The 19567-nt window shown below is 71.4% G+C and carries 1 protein-coding gene (cut by a window edge); it reads left to right on the top strand.

What is annotated here, in order from left to right; translation table 11 throughout:
* On the top strand, positions 1–19564 hold the 3' portion of the coding sequence (locus ACFYXV_RS32125) for a lonely Cys domain-containing protein (protein WP_389384809.1). 18482 nt of this gene lie to the left of the window's left edge; the window shows 19564 of its 38046 coding nt (coding positions 18483–38046); the start codon falls outside the window, past its left edge; the stop codon is at positions 19562–19564.
* Positions 19565–19567: the final 3 nt, after the last annotated feature.

Below are 19567 nucleotides of genomic sequence, written 5' to 3' on the forward strand. Positions count from 1 at the left end.
GTCCGGCCGGGCGGCCGATGCGATCCCTTCGCTGGCGCGGCTGCGGCAGCTTCGCCATCTGGCCGCTGACCCGTCGGCCTTCGACGAGGAGCTGCGCGGCAAGGCCGTCGAGCTGGTGCGCGGGGCCGTGGAGATGCTTCTCGGCGACCGGATCCGGACGGGTTGGATGAACAACTCACTGGATTTCACCGGCGAGGCCGATGTTCTCGCCCGGGTCGAGAACATCGGCAGGGCCGCGGCCGACCTGCTGCGGTACGGGCTCACCGACCTCGACACGGTGCAAAAGGTGATCAAGCCCGTCGAGGCCGCCACGACACTGGCCCAGCGCCGCGGTCTGACACAGACCGCGGACCAGCTCGCGATCCTGATGACCCACCACCTGGAGATCGCGGCCACGCCCGATCACCCCGCCGACCTGGTCAAACTCCGCAACCGCGGCGTGCTCGCCCGAGTACTCAAGACGTTCAAGGCCGACCAGCCCGCACTGCCCGCCCAGTACGCCCGGATCGTGCTCGACGCCCTGGTCGAGCGGACGACCGGTCCCGGCAGGAAGAGCGACGACCAGTTCGAGAACACCGTCCGCAGCCAGCGCAAGACGATCGCCAAGCTCACCGGCGGCGTCGAGGTGTACACGAGCTTCCCGCCGGTGCCGCCGGCCGAGACACCGCGCAAGTCCATGCCCGCGCCGGCGCAGACCCGCGCGGCCATCCGCGAGCAGCTCGGCCGGCTGGAGGACGCCGCCCGCCGGGTGTCCCAGGGCACCCTCTCGGCCAAGGACTACGCCAGCGTCAGCCGGCAGATCGCCTTCCGGCTCGACCCCGACGCCGAACCGGAACTCGCCCTGCGCGGAGCCCTGCTGGCCCGCCTGGCCCACCCCACACCCGACGCGGCGGTGGACCGGCTCGCGGCCCGCGCACTGCTCAGGCTCAGCGAGCCCGGAGCCCCCGCCGAGCACCGTCACGGCATCGACATCACCGCGACCGCGACCACGCTGATCGAAGACCGCAAGAAGACCCACAGCGACACTTCGTTGGACAGGCGGATCGACGGCGCACTGCAACTGGTCCTCAGCGACGAGGAGTGGAACGCGGCGTTCGGCGGCCTGTCCCTCAAGGAGATCACCGCCCTGGCCGAGCAGTCGCAGGCCGAACACCAGGCCGCCGCGGAACCGGGCTCGGCAGCCTCGCCGTCGGGAGACCTCCCGTTCGGCCCGATCGTGCAGCCGCTCAGGACGCGGCTGAGAGAGCTCTCCCACCACTCGACGGGCTCCGTGGCGGCGGGTCTGGCCACGCCCCAGCAGATCCGGGCGCGGGCCACTCTGCTCCCGACCCGACAGGATCTCGTCATGGTCCCGGAGAGCACCGTGCCCTACCTGTACATGGCGTCCCAGCACAGCAGCCTGTTCCAGCGCCTGGAGGAACTGGACACCACCCCGATGTCGGACGAGGAGTTCATCGAGCAGCTGCACGCGGTGGTCGACAACTGCGAGCTCCCCGGGCCCGACCGGGTGAACGCACCGGAAACGATGCAGGGCGCCGGCCTCCACCGCACCCTGCACAAGCTGCTGTACCAGTGGGCGCACGTCCAGGAGGACGGCGGGCCCGAAATGCTGCCCCGGCTGAGTGCGATCAACGTGGCGCGCACCGAACTCGCCTACACCAGCGCGCTCTTCGGACAGGACGCGGAGCAGGTCGCGAAGGCGGCGAGGGACTGGCTGACCGCGCTGGAGGGCCCCGGCCTGGACGGCTACCGCGCGGCGCCGGCCTTGCTGCACCGCAGCTTCCTGCGCTTCTTCAAGGGGGGAGCGGCCCGCCGGACGGGTCCGGAGAGGCGGGTGCTGGCACTCGGGGCGGCGCTCGAGAAGACGAGGAGGGACCGGCTGGCGAACGGTCTGGTCGCGGCCGAAAAGACCGAGGACGCCGTTCCGGCCCCGGACGCAGACAAGGCCGCCGAGCTGTCCGCACTGGTCGACCGTCTGGCCGGCCGCGAGCAGGCGCCCCCGTCAGGGGAGGCGGCGCAGGAACTCGTACGGCAATACCACGACCGCGGTGCCACGTGGGGACTGTTCACGGAGCCCAGTGGGGACGGGACCGCCGAGGCGGACCCGGCCTCGGCGGCCGCCCCTGCCGGGCAGTCCGGTGACCGCCGTCACCAGCCCGCCGCGCCCGACAGCGCGCAGCAGGACGCGGCGGCGTGGGCCGCCAAGGTCCGCGCACTGTACGGACCGCGCGTCGAGCTCGACGGCATGTACGACCGGCTGGTCAACGCCGTAGGACAGCTGTCGCGGCTGGGCGGCGCGGACGCGGAGGGCGGTCTCGACGCGGCACTCGAGCGGGTCGCCAAGCGGGTGCTGCGGCTGGACCCGGCTGCGCCGGTCTCGGACCACGAGCTCGGTCTGCTGCTGTGGCTGACCTCCCGTGCCGGCGAGGTGGACCGGGCGGAGAGCCTCGCCGCCCTGGGCGCGTACTACCTCCAGGTGCACCGGGAGGTGTTCGACGACGCCCACCTGCTGGTGGACGAAGACGGACGGCCCACGGGCTGGAACTGGTCCACGGCCGGGCGGATGCCGCTGCGCAAGGACGCCTACGCCGTCAAGCACCAGGACGGCACTCTGGAAGAACGGCCTGCCGCCTGGTCGCCGGGCGCCCACGTCCTCGCGGCGCGGGCCGAGCCGGGAAGCGGGGACATGCTGCTCCGGGACCGGGACAACGCCGAGGTCGTGGTGTACCCGGAGGAACTGCCCCACCTGCTGCGCCACGACCCGACCTGGAACGGCGACGAGGTGGTGCTGGCCGTGTCGAACTACGGCGACAACGTCCCGGAGCGGCCGCGGATCGTGGCCGGCGGGCTCGGCGTGCGGGTCTGGTCTCCGGACAACACGTCCCGGCTCGTGAACGCCTGGGGCAGGCGGATGCTGGTCTTCGAGGACCGCAGTGCCGCCGACCTGCCGACCGGGCAGTGGGTCCCGGCGGACCCGGGCATGCACGCCGTCGGCCCCGAGGGCTCGGTGACGCTGATGGACGGCACGGTGGTCCCGGACTCGGCCGTCCAGAGCTTCACCCAGCTGACCCAGGACGGCAGGAGCCAGACCGGGCGGATGTCGACGCCTGCGAACCACCTGAACATCGACGAGAACCTGAGGCACATTTCCGGAACGAGGCACTACGTCCATTCCGAGCCCCTTCGGGCCGACGGCCGGCCGCACCGGGAGAGTGCTCCGTTCGAACTGCCCTTCACCGACCCGTACGTCGTCGGGTTCCACTCGAACTGGGAGGACGGGGGACTCATCCTGAGAGACGGCACCCGGCGCAATGCCGAGTTCTCTGAGATCGGCAGCTTCTTCGGCCGCCGACGGAGCATGCAACTGCTGCCCGACGACCGGCCGGTGCTCGCCCTGGCATGCTTCGCTGCGGCAGCCCGGGCGGGGGACCTGCTGGAGAAACCGCGCGGAGCCCAGATCCTCGCGAACGTGTGGAACCGGGTGGTGTGGGCGACCGACGCCAAAATCGCACACCTGGCACCGTCGGACGGTCTGCCCTCACGATGGCGCGTCGAGGTGCAGGACATCGACCATCCGGAGGCCTGCTGGAAGGTGTTCCGGCCCGAGCCCGACGAGACGGAACTGACCCGTCTCGCCGGTCTGATGCCGCGTGACGCGCAGGGCGGGGCGCCGAGCCCCGACCAGGTGCTTCGGTGGGTGCGCGCGCTGCGGCTGGTGTTCGGTGGCGCGGTGGACGATGCCCAGGAGGCCTTCGTCGCGCTGCTGCGCAGCTTCGCCTGGCTGGACGCGATGCGCGCGGCCAGCGGCGAGAGCGCAATGCTGACCTGGGCGCGCCTGCGCGACCTGCTCGGGCAGTACTTCGCGCAGCGCGGCCAGCCGGAGCCGGCTCCGGTCCAGGCGCTGCCGGTCCTGCTGGCCGAGGCGTTGTCGGCGGCCGGCCAGGGGCTGACCATCGACCATTTCCTCCCCGGCGGTTGGGCTGGGACGTTCAGTGGGGTCGGGGCGTTGCCGGGGCATTTCCAGCCGACGGCTCCGATGTCGGCGCAGGAGGCGTCCGGTGGTGGCGAGACGCTGCCGGGCATGTTCGCGTTCAAGGGTGTGCGGAGCGAGGACGGCTGGTGGGCCGCGCGGGCGGCGGCGCTGCCGGTGCGGCGGCAGCACGTGTGGTCGGACCCGAGCCCGGAAGCGGCCCACCCGGAGACCGGGGAGCCGATGACGACGAAGGCCGACTTCCTGGTCCGGCGCTTCATGTACCGGGGAGAGGTGTACACCGACCTGGAGGTGCAGGTCGCGCTGATGAACGCGGACGCGTTCGACGAGGCCAGGGTGGAGGCGCTGTGGCAGCGCGGCCTGGCGGGCGTCGAGGAGCTGTACAACGCCCCCGAGGATGTACTGAGGCTCGGCAACGGCGATGTGGCGACGGTGACGCTGACCCGGATCGCGCCGGAGCAGGTGCCGGTTGCCGAGGGGCAGTTGAGCGACGCCGCGGTGACGCTGATCGAGCCGGGCGACGGGGCGATGACGGTCTCGTGGTGGCGCATCGACGCGCTCGCCGTCGACCTGCGCCACGAGGTGGGCCACCGTCTGGGCCTGCCGGACGAGCACCGAAGCAGTGCGGATGCGAACGGCCTCCGGGTCGACGGCAGCGCGATGGGCGACTACAACGCGCCGGTCGAGCCGGGCAGCGGCCTGGCACAGAGCCGTCTGCGCCCGCGGAACCTCGCGCGGCTGACAGCGATCGTCGGCGACCGGGTACCGCTCTCGCTCGGCTACACCGAGCCCGAACCAGGCCTCGACGCGGTCGGAATGGAAGCCCTGGCGATCGAGCAGGGCATGAGCCCGGAGCAGGCTGCCGAGTGGGGCGAGCGCTTCGACGAGGCACTCGCCTCCGACGACGACGAACTGATCGCACGGACCAACCTCGCCTTCGGCATGGCCGTCCACGCCTTGGCCGACGGCGGGCGCGGCGCCGGCAGCCGGCCGGCTCCGCGCGACGGTGCGGTGAGGTCGGACGGCGACCTGAGTGGCTCCGGGGCTTCGGACGGTTCGGCGGCGACGAGCACGGCCGGCGCCCTGGCCGCTTCGACCGGGCCGCGCCTGCGGATCGACCGCGAGGTGAACTGGGACGATCTCGATGACCCGGAGACGTCGGCCGAGTGGAGCGACGGGGACGACGGCAGCGAGGGCCGATCCGACTCCGCCGAGGACGCTTTCTCCGGCGTTGAGGAGGAGAACCTGCTGCCGGCTGCGGTGGTGCCGGTGAACGCCTCCGCCATCCTCCCGCCGCCGGTCTGGTTCCCCCGGCGTCCGGTGTTCCGGGCCGATCGGCGCGCTCCCGGAGTGATCTTCGCGGAGGGCTTCGTGCCGCGTGACCCGTCGAACCTGGACCTCGACGCCCACGTGCGGCTCGGGCTCGGCAGTGATGCGCTGTACGGATTCGTGGGCACCGGAGCGTCCCGCGAGTGGGTGGCGAGCTGGTGCAGCGACGGGTACGTCTACGAGGTCGACGCGTCGGGCGGCGTCGACGTGGCCGGGACGCTGGGTGCGGCGGGCATCCCGTACAGCTACGACGAGGAGGACGAGGTCGCCTTCGCCGGCGGTGTGGCGTCGCGGTACATCAAGGGTGCCTGGCGGATCGTCGCTACGGGCCGACTCGAAGAGAACGCCAACGACCTGGGCAAGTGGATTCCCAATCCGCACTTCCGGCCGGACGGCGACGAGGGCGCAGCGGGTCACGGGCTGAGCCGGGCCGAGCTGCAGGCGGTGGTGCGCCGAGTGGCGGGCGAGGCGGCTGCGCACGCCGGGACGGTGGCGGAGTGCCTCGCGCTGCTCCAGGGGTTGCGGCGCGAGCTGTTCCCGGACGGGGTGCGGGCCTCCGGCGTGCTGGACGATTCGGCGCTGGACCGCAGATCCGCGCAGTCCTCGCTGGTGATGGGCGAGGACTGGCAGCGGGTGGAAGACTGGGAGTCCGTCGCGGGGGCGGTCGAGCGGCAGGGGTACGGCGCGTCCGCGCTGATCCTGGCCGGCCGTCCCGGCGACCGGGCCGGGCACGCCTGGGCCGCGTACTATCCGCGGCCGGCCGCGGGCGAGCCGGACCGCGGCGTGGTGTGGGTGGAGTTGCTCGCCGGCGAGCGTCGCCGACTCTCCGACGCGCCGCCGGCGGTCGCACCGTACGATGCGACGGCTGTGGTGATCGACCCGTCCGGACAGGCCGTGGGCGGCGCGCTGCCGGCCTTCGCCGAGTCCTCCTCCGACGCGCTCGCCCTGGTCGACGCCCCGACCGACCGTCGCTACGGCGCCCTCGGCGTGGAGGCCGAGGACCGGCACTTCCTCACCCTCCTCGACGGGACGGCGCTGCTGGACAGGCAGACCGGGCTGCCGCTCTTCCCGGGGAAGGTGGTCCTGGCCAAGGGTCCCGGGATCGATCTGGTGATCGAGTACATGTCGTTCTGGGGGGCGCCGGACGGCAGTCTGCACGCGACACGCCGCGCCGCCCTGGCCCACGGGCAGGGTGAGCCCCGAAGCGTCCGCTTCACCATCGGCGAGTTCGTCGTGCAGCCGATGGCGGCGCTGCCGGGCGAGCAGCGGCCGTCGGCCGAGCAGCGGTTGACCGAGTTGACGCGGGCCCGTGAAGCGCTCGACCTCACGGACCTCTTCGGGATCTCCCTTCCCCTGAGCGACCTGCTGACGCCGACGGCGGGCTGGGAGGCCACCGAGGTGGGCGCCCAGCTGCGGGTGCACCCGAGCATCGACGGCCCCTCGCACTCCACCTACAACCACTACACGGTGGGCCTCGCCACGTCCGGCCTGCGCGGAATGCTCAATCTGGCGAGCGGCCCGGTCAAGAACTCCCCTGTCCTCTGGACGACCTTCGAGACGGCTCGTAGCTTCGGCCAGCGGGTGGCGGAGAGCTTCCTCCACGAAGCTCTCGGCGAGCGCGGGGTGACGGCGGCGCAGGTGCCGTTCCTCGCGGCGATCCCGGACATCGACGAGGTCTGGGGCTACAGCTGGCTGCTGTACTCCCACGCCAGTGCCGTACCTGCGAATCAATGGTTCGAGGTGCTGACGAAGAACATGCTGCCGGTTGCGTCCCGCCACTCGTTCGGGGTCATCCACGCGGCTCTCCGGCCCCGTACCCGAGCTTTCCTGGAACGGCACCACGAAGCGCTCACGGATCTGTTCCTCTTCCTGCTCCGGTCGGACCTCAGGCAATACGAGGAGAAGAGCGGTGCGGCTCTGGTGGACCTCGGAGACCTCCTGAACTACGGGGGGTTCTTCGACCCGGAGAGCGGCTACCGGGGACGCAGCGTCGGCGACCAGCTGTCCACCGCCCTTCGCGGGCACACCGAGGCCGGCGACCAGGTGAGCGCGTGGCAAAGCGTCGGTATGGACGACTATCCGGAACTGGACACCGACGGTGGCCGCCTCGCGGTGCCCCTGGTGCTGGTGGAACTGCGGCAGTACGTCCTCGTAGGGGGCCGGTTCATCAGCCCGTTCACCAGCCCCGAGGAACTGCGGCAGGTCGTCGCGCAGCTGATCGCCGAAAGCGCGCGCACCTACGCACGGGCGGTCCGCCACGCGGAGCAGCCGTCCGACGACGTCCTTCGCGCCATGGTCCGGGGCGTGCTCGGCCACCCTCTGGTCCGGGCCTTCGCGCCGCTGCTGGACCACGCGACCGCGCTGCCGGAACCCCAGGCGGAGGGCGCCCCGGAGCCGCTGCTCGCCGAGCACGACGCCCTGCGGCTGGCCGAGGCGATCGGTGCGGTCGCGCTCGGTGAGCCGCTGCCGCCCGCCGTCGCCGGGGAGCTGACGGGGCTGCTGGACAAGCTCACCCGGCAGGCCGGCGACCGCGGACCCGGCAACGCCTACCTGGCCCCGGAGGTGCACGCACGACTGCTGTCGGACATCGGGGCCGCGTCGGCCGAGCTGTCCGCCGTCATGAGCCGGCAGCCGAGCGGTGCGGCGGCCGTGGACGACCTCGCACAGCGGATTCAGCAGGACTGGTCCGCCAAGGTGCGCGAGCTGTACGGGCCGGAGATCGAGGCCCACCAGCTCTTCGACTCCCTGGTCACGGCCGTCGCCCGGATCACGGCCCTGGGGACCGCCGAATTCCTGACGGGCGGGCTGGAAGCTGCCGTGACGGCGGTGGCCGGGCGCGTCCTGGGGCTCGCCCCGGACGCACCCGCGTCCCTGGAGCAGCAGCTCGAACTGGTCTCGCTGGTGGCCTCCGCGACACCGGAGAACCGGGCCGGCAGCGTGGCGGACCTGGTCGCGTACCGCCTGGAGCGCACACAGACGGGTGGTCTGCAGGCGGCGGCGCCCGAGGGTGCGGGGCAGGTCTTCGGGTCGATCGAGGTGTTGTTGGGTGGTCTCGGGGGGGATGCGTACCACGGGCGTGACGGTGTGCGTCAGGAGGCGTTGGCCGACCGGCTGTCGCGTGTGGGTGGGTTCTCCCATCCGGGGGCGTGGCTGGATCTGATGGCGCCCGCTGGGGATGTGGATGCGTCGTCGGGTACGGCGGACAACTGTGTGGTGACGGCGATGGCAGTGCACTCGACGTTCCATGGGGTTCCGCAGGTGCCGCAGGAGCCGGTGGCTCCGCCGGTTTCGGCTCACGTGGTGGCCCAGGAGTGGACGGGGTTCGCTGCGGAGTACTTCGGTGAGGGTCGCGGGGCGCTGGGGGCGGTACTCGCACGGGTTGAGGGTGCGGGTGCGGGTTCTGGTGCGCTGGTCTTCGGTGCCGGCGCCGATGGTTGGGCGCATGTGTGGAACGTGTTGTCCGTGCCGGGTACCGGCGTGTTGTGGGTGGACGGTCACACGGGTGAGGTGCGTCCTGCGGATGAGGATCCTCTGCATGCGGATCGGGTCTCGCGGGTGTGGGCCGTTGCGCTGGACGCCGCGAACAACTTCATCACTGGTCCGCAGTATGTCTTCAACAGTGCGGCCCAGGCTGAGCGGGGTCCGGACGGTGTGTCCGGGCCCGTGGAGCAGTGGCCGGTGTTCGAGGGCAAGAGGAAGAAGGCGACGACGGCCGGCGGTGGCGGTGAGTCGGTCTCGGCGTCCCAGGCGGGATCTTCGCTCTCCCAGCAGGATGTGTGGGTGACGATCTCTCGTCCGGTGGCGGTGAAGAGGCACGTGCTGGCGGCCGAGGCGAAGCAGACGGGCAACGGGGTCGACCAGTGGTTCGGTCTGGTGGGCGGTCACCAGCTGGACCAGGACGGACTGATCTCCGTGTGGGAGGACGGGCAGAGTGTGAGGGTCCCGGTCCCGGAGGCAGAGCGGAGTGCTCCATTGGCGAACGGCGTGTTCGAGGCGATGCTGAAGTACACGTCGGTGGCGTGGGGTCCGCTGCCGGAGAAGGGGAGTTCGTTCTTCCCGCCGCACCTGGGCTGGGCTTCGATCAAGGCGTCGGCGAAGCACGCCTACCGGTACGCGGTGGTGCAGGGTTCGACGGATCTGCGCCGGGGTCTGCACGCGGCCAAGGCGGGTGTGGACGCGGACAAGTTCCTGGGTGTCGACAAGTTCGGCAACTGGATAGCCGGTTACGCGTCGGGAGGTGACATCCGCGCGGCGTGGCCGGTCTACCGGGAGCCCAGGAACACGGGTGTCGTCAACCCGTGGATGTCACCCCAGGCGCAGAGCGCCGCCGCTGCCGTCATTGCTGCCACCACTGCCACGAGCGTTCCGGCCGTGCCGGTGACGGCGAGCGGTCCCGAGGCCGCGCCGGCGGCGCCGAAGCCGTCCACCGCGAAGAAGGGCAAGAGCGCGGCGACCGCACCGCTCCCGGTCGAGCAGCTCTCGCTGCCGGTGGCCGTGAGTGAGGATGCGCGGGAGCTGGCGGCGTCGAAGTTGCCGGCGGGGCGGGTGAAGTCTGCTGAGGCCGTTTGGAAACGACTGGCCGCGCTGTGGGGTGCCGGCCGTCGGGAACTGGCTTCCGGAGTAGTGTCGTTCGAGGAGCTCACGGCGTGGGTGGAGGACGCCGGGACGAGGGCCAGCCAGCTTCCCCAGGCTCAGCAGGACTACGCACTGGACGAGTCGGTGGCGGCGCTGAAGGCCGTGGTCACGGTCGAGCAGCTGTCGGCGCGTGGCGAGGGTGCGCTCGCTGTAGGGGAATTGGAGGAGGCGCTGGTCCTGCTGCGCCGGGCGGTGGAGCTGGGTACGGGTCTCGGCGGGGGCTTCCGGGATCACGCCGGCCATCTGATGGTGGCGGCCGAGGCGCTGGCCGACCTGGTGGGTGACCGACTGGGTGAGTCCGCGTCCGAGCGGCTGCGCCACTGGCCGCCGTTGCTGTACAGCCTGGTGCAGGTCACCGACCGGGGCAACTCGTTGCCCCGGGTCGCGTACAACCACCACCTGCAGGTGCTGGCCACGGCCGGCGTTGCGCTGCTGGAGCTGGGTGAGCTGGAAGCGCGGCAGCTGAGGCACCATCTGGACGATGTGCTGAGGGTGTCGCGCAAGCACGAGTACGAGCAGCGGCTCGCGGTCAGTGATGTCGTCTTCGCGCTGTCGCAGCAGGCCCCGGAGACCGTGCTGAGCGGCATGGGGCAGCGGGAGAAGGAGCTGGCGGAGGAACTGCTGCGGCTGGATCAGCAGCAGACCAACGATCCGGCCAAGCGCCGGGCCGCCGCGGTCAACGACCGCTACGAGACGTTCGCGGCGGCGGTGCACGAACGGATCGCGGGCCTGAGCGAGCGGGTGGAGGCCCACCCGGCAGCCACGCCGGCCATGGTCGCGGCTCTCGCGCCGCGGAAGGTCGGGACGAGGACCCTGCAGACCAGGGCGCAGCTGTGGCGTGCTCGTGAGGCGGAGTACATGTCGTTCGCCGAGACCGTGGTCCTCTACAACCGGTACTGCGACATAGTGGAGAACTTCGCGAAGGATGCGGCCCTCAAGGCGGCCGTCAAGGAGTACGCGAAGGAGCTCATCTCGCTGATCCGTGCCGCTCGCGCACTGATCTGGCAGCCGGCCGACCCGGACCGCGAGACGACCATCGCGAAGTGGACGGGGCTGCAGCGAAACCTGCTGATCACGGAAGCGGAGGTGGTCCAGGAGTTCGGCAACCACACCAATCCGGCGTGGCAGCTCCTCGACGAGGGCGCGGCTCGGTACGACCACCACTGTCTGCGGAAATCCGACACCCACGAGGCTGCACCCCTCATAGAGCGACTCGACAAAGACCTGGCTGCCGAGCTGCGCAAGCCGAGGCCCGACCTGCCGCTCATCACGAGCATCCGTGCGGGCCAGCAGGAGCTGCTGTGGGCCGAAAGGCTGATGGCACCTGCGGGACCGGGCGAGGAGGACTTGACCCAGCGGCTCGAAGAGCTGACGGGGGACGTGGGCGTGACCCGGATCGCCACTGGGTCCGGCCGGGCAGGCGAAGTGATCCCTTCGCTGGCGCGGCTGCGGCAGCTTCGCCATCTGGCCGCTGACCCGTCGGCCTTCGACGAGGAGCTGCGCGGCAAGGCCGTCGAGCTGGTGCGCGGGGCCGTGGAGATGCTTCTCGGCGACCGGATCCCGGCGGGGCGCATAAGCAACATATTGGATTTGACCGAGGAGGCCGAGGTTCTCGCCCGGGTCGAGAACCTCGGCAGGGCCGCGGCCGACCTGCTGCGGTACGGGCTCACCGACCTCGACACGGTGCAAAAGGTGATCAAGCCCGTCGAGGCCGCCACGACACTGGCCCAGCGCCGCGGTCTGACACAGACCGCGGACCAGCTCGCGATCCTGATGACCCACCACCTGGAGATCGCCGCCACGCCCGATCACCCCGCCGACCTGGTCAAACTCCGCAACCGCGGCGTGCTCGCCCGGATGCTCAAGACGTTCAAGGCCGACCAGCGCGCACTGCCCGCCCAGTACGCCCGGATCGTGCTCGACGCCCTGGTCGAGCGGACGACCGGTCCCGGCAGGAAGAGCGACGACCAGTTCGAGAACACCGTCCGCAGCCAGCGCAAGACGATCGCCAAGCTCACCGGCGGCGTCGAGATGTATACGAGCTTCCCGCCGGTGCCACCGGCCGAGACACCGCGCAAGTCCACGCCCGCCCCGGCGCAGACCCGCGCGGCCATCCGCGAGCAGCTCGGCCGGCTGGAGGACGCCGCCCGCCGGGTGTCCCAGGGCACCCTCTCGGCCAAGGACTACGCCAGCGTCAGCCGGCAGATCGCCTTCCGGCTCGACCCCGACGCCGAACCGGAACTCGCCCTGCGCGGAGCACTGCTGGCCCGCCTGGCCCACCCCACACCCGACGCGGCGGTGGACCGGCTCGCGGCCCGCGCACTGCTCAGGCTCAGCGAGCCCGGAGCCCCCGCCGAGCACCGCAACGGCATCGACATCACCGCGACCGCGACCACGCTGATCGAAGACCGGGACGAGAACGACGACGGCACCTCCGAGGAGGAGGAGGAGGAGGACTCCATCACCGGGGCATTGCAACTGGTCCTCAGCGACGAGGAGTGGAACGCGGCGTTCGGCGGCCTGTCCCTCGAGGAGATCACCGCCCTGGCCGAGCAGTCGCAGGCCGAACACCAGGCCGCCGCGGAGCCGGGCTCGGCAGCCTCGCCGTCGGTGCTCAGCCCGGTCGCCGAGCAGCTCGAAGAGCGGTGGGCGGCGCTCGCCCACCACGCGTCGGACTCCGTGATGGAGGGTCTGGCCACGGCCCGGCAGATCGGCGAGCGGTCCGGGCTGCTCCCGCACCGGCCGGAGCTCGGCGGGCCCACAGAGACGAGCGTGATGTACCTGCAGATGATGGTCCAGTCCGACGGCCTGTTCCAGCGCCTGGAGGAACTGGGCGTCACCCCCATGTCGGACGAGGAGTTCATCGAGCAGCTGCACGCGGTGGTCGACAACTGCGAGCTCCCCGGGCCCGACCGGGTGAACGCACCGGGGACGCCGGGCGTCGCTCGCCTTCAGCATTTCCTGCACAAGCAGCTGTACCGCTTGGCGGCAGTCCAGGAGGACGGCGGGCCCGGAATGCTGCCCCGGCTTGGCGCGATCATCGCGACGCGCACCGAACTCGCCCACATCAGCGCGGATTTCGCGGGTGACGCGGAGCAGACCGCGAAGGCGGCGAGGGACTGGCTGGCCGCGCTGGAGGGCCCCGGCCTGGATGCCTACCGCGCGGCGCCGGCCCTGCTGCAGCGCAGCTTCCTGCGCTTCTTCCGGGACGGGGCCAGCCAGACGGGCCTCGATGAACGGGTGCGGGCACTGCTATTGGCATTCGCCGAGACGGGGGAGATTCTGGCCGCGGAGAACGCGGAGGCCGAGGAAGCCATCCCGGCCCGGGACGCCGACAAGGCCGCGGAGCTGTCCGCGCTGGTCGACCGTCTGGCCGGCCGCGAGCAGGCGCCTCCGTCAGGGGAGGCGGCGCAGGAACTCGTACGGCAATACCACGACCGCGGTGCCACGTGGGGACTGTTCACGGAGCCCGGTCGAAACGACGTGCCCGACCACGACGGCAACGACACCACCTCGGACCTCGGCGACCCCGAAGACTTCCGCATCACCACCCATAGCGGCGACGTCCTGAGCCGCATCGACGCCGACCCCGACAGCGGCACGTCCTCCTCTCCCCCGCTCCCGCCCACCTCGGCCACCACGGCATCCGTCGGGTTGCCCGCGGCGCAGAGCTCCGTCCCGGCAACGCACGAGCCCGCACCCGAACCCGCAGTCGTCCTCCCGAACCTGCTGAACGACGCGCTCCTCCTCGAGGACCCCTTCGGCGACGTCACCGGACGCAGTTGGTCAGGCCGGCCGGCGGACGGATTCGGCCCGATCGCCACCGCACATACCTCCGCATACACGGTCCACCCGGACCGCGCCGAGCCGGAGTTCGTCACGCGCGTGCGCGCGCCGTGGGGCGAAGACGCCTGGGTGGTCGACCTGCGCATCGACGCACAGGGCCGCGCCGTCGGACCCGACGGCAGCGTCCTGCGCGACATCGACGTCGCCAAGACCATCGCCGAAGACCCCGACCGGCCCTCCGGCATGCCCATCGTCCTGCCCGTCCCGAACCTCGCCTCCGGCGCCCGCAGCCTGCTGCGCGCCATCAACGCAACTGTCCAGGACACCAGCCTCTGGGCACCCGTCCTCGACGGACACCTGCACACCGTCACCGTCCCCGCGAAGGGCCCCACCACCACCATCGGGCTCTTCGACCACGACCCCGTCAACCGCACCAAGCCCGCCGGCAGCTGGGTCCGCTTCGACCCGCCCGCCGGCCACGTCCCCGACCGGGCCAACGACGTATTCACCACCACCGACGGCCGCGCCTTCTCCCGGAGCCACGTCGAGGACATGCTCGTCGGCAACGCCAAGGGCGACGTCTCCGTCCTGAACGAGGCCGATCGCAGGCGCGAATCCGGCCTCCGGGGGTTCCGCGACTTCACCGTCCAACGGCACCTGGTGCAGGTGGAGGGTTCGTTGCAGCTGCTCCTCAAGGAGGAGAACCTCGCGCTCCCCAAATCGGCGCTCGCGGTGTTCAGGGCCCACGGCCTTCCCGGCTTCCTCCGGCTCCGGCTGAGCGGACAGAACCAGCCCGTGTGGCTGAACGCCGAGGAAGCCGGCCGATACATCGGCACCGTGCCCGAGTTCGCCCAGCTCCCCGACGCCGTCGAGATCTGGCTCCAGCTCTGCTACGGCGCCACCCCCTCCGACAATCCCGAGCCCGTCCACACCCACGTGGCCGCGCCGCCGCCGGTCGACGATCCCCTGCGCACGCTCCCCCTCGGCCAGCACGTCGCCAACACCAGCCTCCGTGCCGTCACCGCCACCACCTTCAAGGCCGGCCTGGCGACGACGGAGCCTCCGGCCCTGTGGTCCAAGCCGGGCGGTGAGCTCGGCCGCCGGGTCCGGTTCCTGCCCGAGCCCGCGCCCGAGGAGCTCGGCGCACTCGCCGTCCAGGCCGGCCTCCACCCCGGCCCCGACACCGACGTACCCCCCGCCACCCGCGAAACCGCCCTCCGCCTCGTCCGCGCCCTGCGCCTCACCTTCGGCCACGACATCGCACAGGCGAACCCGGACCGTTTCCGCGACCTCCTCGCAGGCATCGGTGCACTGGAAACCCTCCGGGCCGGCGACTCGGAACTCACTTCCCTCTCACCTGAGTTCCGCATGGAAATGTGGGACCACCTCGCCAGGCACGACACTCCGAACCCCGACCAGTCCCACTACGTCGCCGCCCTCGAACGCGCCCGGACCGCCCTCCAGCACAAGCGCTCGCTCCGCGACATCTCAAGCGCCCTGTCCAAGGTCATGAACGAGCACGCCGCCCGGGGCGAGAGTCTGCTCGTCTCGGCCCGCGGCAGGTTCCCCCGCCCAGCCGGCGCCCCGGTCGAGACCCGCGCGCTATGGGCCCTCGCCGACGCCGAACAACTCCTGAACAGCCCCTGGGCCGACAACATCGGCACCTGGGGACGCGAGGTCATGCACATGCCCTCCGGCGTGCTGTGGCAGCCGGTCGTCCACCGCGCACAGCTGCGCGCCCTGCTGGCCAAGGCATTCGAACAGCGCCTCGACGCGCCCAGCCGCCACCTCCTCGCTGCCCTCCACCTCTGGCAGCAGGGCTTCTGGGACACCTCCCGTGGCCGCCGGACCGACGAACTCGCCGTGCAGTGGAACTGGAGCGGCCACGACGCCATCGAGGGACTGGACACCGCCGAACTCATCACCGAAACCATCCAGCCGGACGGCACCGCCGTTCGCAGGGAATCCCGGCCGCCGTGGGCACCCGCTCCGGGGTCGTCGCCGTCGCAGACGCCCGAGCCCCCCCTGGCGCTGTTGGTCAACCGGACGGACACCGGCGCTCTCACCGTCACCATGCCCGGCGGGAAAACCTCGTACGAGGTCTCCTACGAACAGCTCTTCCACCTCATGGTCACCCTCGACCCGACCACGCACACGCGCAGGCAGAAGCGGTCCATCGCCATCATCTCGCCCCACCAGGACCCCGGCGGGCTCCCGCACATGCTCGCCGACCTCACCGGCCACCGCGTCTACAGCTACAACGGCCCCCTCAGCACCGAACAGGACCCCAACACCGGCATCAGCCGCGTCGTCATGCACCCCCGGCCCGACGGAACGCACGCCGCATGGGACACGACGGTCTGGCGACACCCCGGCCACCGCCCCGAACCCACCCCACACCCCACCACCACAGCCACAGCCACAGCCACAGCCACAGCCACAGCCACAGCCACACCGTCGGCCCTCCCGGAGAACACCTACACCGCCGACAGCGACAGCGAGACCGCCTCGGAGTTCGGCGACCTCGACACCGGCGCCGACACCGACACCCGCGCAGTGGACGACGCGCTCGAGGGAACCTACGTACCGGCCGCCGACGAGCAGATTCCGCTGGCGGAGCTGGACGCGGCAGGACTCGTGCTCGCCCCCGCCGTCCGCACGCAAGCCGTACTGATGAACGGATCCCTCCCGGTACGGGATCTCGGGCTCAGCACCGAGGACCTCCAGACGCTGGCGGCCCACCGCAACCGCACCGCCGACTCAACCGGGGCCACCACCCCGCCGGGCTCCGGCACGTCCGGCGACGGTGCCGTGCAGTACGCACCGGCCTCCGACCCGGACGAACCCGACGACGACACCGAGGCCGACTTCGACATGAACGAGCTCGCCGACCTCCTGGACGGGCTCAACCAACTCCGCAACAAGGGACTGCTGGGAGCGGGGGCCGACGACGAGAGCACGCCGCAGGAGAGCACGTCCGACGACGGAGCCGCCGGGCTCGCACCGGGTGCCGACCCGGACGAGTCCGACGACGACACCGAGGGCGCCCCCAGCCTCCAGGCGCGTCGCGCGGACAACTTCAACGCGATCGACCTCGACGACCTCCTGGGAGGACTGAACCAACTCCGCGACGCAGGGTGGCTGGTAGCGGAGCCCGACGACGAAAGCACGTCCGGCGACGGTGCCGCCGAGTCCGCGACCCAGGAATCCGGCGCCCACGGCGTGCAGTGGGACTGGAGCGACCGGCCCGCCCCCCAGGGCTTCGACTCCCACATGCTGGTCAAGCTCGGCCGCCACGCGGACGGGGCCGTGCAGGAGACCATCTTCGCCGCACCCTGGGCCGGCTCGGAGCGCCCGCCGGTACTGGTGTTGACGAGAACGGCCGCCGACGGCCGCGTCCAGATGACCCTGCCGGCCCGCCCGGACGAGTCCTACGACCCGGAGGAGCAGGACTGGGTGGCCGAGGGCTATCTCCTGGAGAGACTGACGGAGCTGGACCCCGACCTCGCCGGTCACCCGGACACACCCGTCGTCTTCCTCACCTCGCGGCTCGCTGCCGAGGGCGTCCCGCAGAGGTTCGCCGACAGGACGGGCCTTTCGGCGTACAGCTACAGCGGTGACATCGGGACACGCTCGAACCCCGCAGGCGGCCCCGACCTCCTGGTCCTGGGCCCCCAGAGCGACGGAACGCCCGGCAGGCTGACCCGGTCCATCAGCCGGCCGGCAGCCCCGGCCCACCGGCTGGTGGCTCCCGAGGGGCTCCAGGGTGACGACCGGCCGTTCGTGGGGCTCCACGAACCCGAGCTCTACGACGCACGCCAGGACGGGGACCCGGAAGCCTTCCCTGCCTTCATCCCCATCCGCAGGGCAGACCCGGACCCGGCGGCCCCGATGTCCGTATCGCCGGACGGCACCATCGCCGTACCGGGAACGGGGCGCGAGTTCTTCACCACCATGGAGAACTTCACCGCCTCCTCCGAGGAGTTGAAGCTCATAGGCAGCAAGGTGACGCTCCGGGCCCACCCGGACACGTACCTCCGCGTCACCACGAACGGCGTCACCCGCGACCTCGTCCGGGTCACCCCCGAATTCTCCTCCCCGCCCGTCGACATCTGCCGCGACTTCTCCAAGCAAGTCCTCGGCGGCGGCCAGTCCCACGTGGTGCTGCGCACGCCCCAGGGCAACACGCACCTGGCCGCCATCGAAACCGACAGCGGGACCGAAGTCTCCGGAGTCACCCACCTCGCCGAGGAACTGGCCACGGCGGAACAGGACGGCACGGTCCTCACCGCCGACCAGGCCAGACAACTGATGCACCGGGGCCTGGGCCTGTTCGTCGAAGACTCCCCGGCGCCCGGCCGGGAGTACGCCGCCTACGAGCGGGGCCTCCTCGCGGAGGGCCAGAACGCCGCGCTGGGCATCAACAAATACGCGCAGCCGCGGCACATCGGTGAGGGATTCGTCGTACAGGGCGTGCCGTTCCGCAACGAGGACGGCAAGCGGCAGACCACCGAGATCGCCCAGGGCTTCGGCTATCACTTCGCCGGCGCCGTGGCCTTCAGCTCCGACGGGGGCAGCATCGTCACTCTGGAGAACGCCCCCAACCGCGAACATGCCCGGACCGTCGTGAACAACACCGTGTTGCGGAACATCGAGTACTACACCCCGATCATCCACGAGACATCCGCCCGGCTCCGGGGCAAGGTCGAGCGGGGTGAACTGGCCCCGAACAGCCCTGAAGTGGCGTTCTTCGAATGCATCAGGACCATCACACGGCTGAACTCGGAACTGACCGCCGCACCCGGAGAGGCCAGACCCGACCTCGAACAACACCTCGACATGGCCGGCCGGGAGGCCAGGCAGCTCCTGGCCGCCATCTCCGGGGACAGCCTGCGGCGCAACGGCGACGGCTGGTTCTTCCGTTACTACGACGGCCGCACGCCCGGCGGGGACATGCACACCAAGCGATCCGAGGTGGTACCCAACCCGCTGACCATGGTGCTCCTCGCCGGCCACGAGGACCACACCATGTCGTTCGAGGGCGAACCCCCCGGCGGCCTCCTCGACGAGGCGGACAGGAAACGCCTCGACCGGCTCGCCCGGACCGTCGCCAGGGTCGCCGTATGGCGGGCCCGCGAAGGCCTGCCCCTGCCGCTGTTGGAGCTGAGCGGCGGCAGCGCCGGCGACCCGGGGGCGCGGGTGGCCACTCCTCAGCAGCAGGCCTACCTCCATCTCACCGAGCGGCTCACGGCTCACCTGGCCGCATGGCACGCGGTTCCGAGCGCCCCGCGGCTCTCCGCGACGGACATCACCCTCACCTTCGGCCCCCAGGGCACTGCCGGCCGGAACGCACCACCCCTGCGGGTCAACGCACACATGCAGGGCGCGCGACAGGACCTGACCGACTACCTCAAGCTGCCCCCGGCGGCCTCGGCACCCGACGAGCCGGGCCATTCCGTGATCGGATTCGCCGCGGGCTCGAAGAGCCTCACGCTGCGGACCCGCCTGGAAACCCGCCGCACGGCCCGTGTGATCTTCCAGGAGATCCTGACCGCGCACCGGGCGGGCCTCCCGCTGCCCGAAGTGACGATCACCGGCTCCGGCAGCACGTCCGTCATGGCCCGGCAGCGGGCCGCCGAAGTGCAGCGGCTGCTGCGCGAGAAACTGCGCGCCTTCTACGACGCCTGGCTCGCGGACGCGGAGCGGGCCGAGGCGGAGTTCGACTTCGACCTGCTCGTCATCAGGATCGGCTCGCCCGGCAGCGGCGGTACGCCGTCCGCGGACGGTGAGGGGGGCCGCCGCACGGTTGTCATCACCTGGTGAGGG

This window comes from Streptomyces sp. NPDC002181 (assembly GCF_042890485.1).
Classification (GTDB): Bacteria; Actinomycetota; Actinomycetes; order Streptomycetales; family Streptomycetaceae; genus Streptomyces.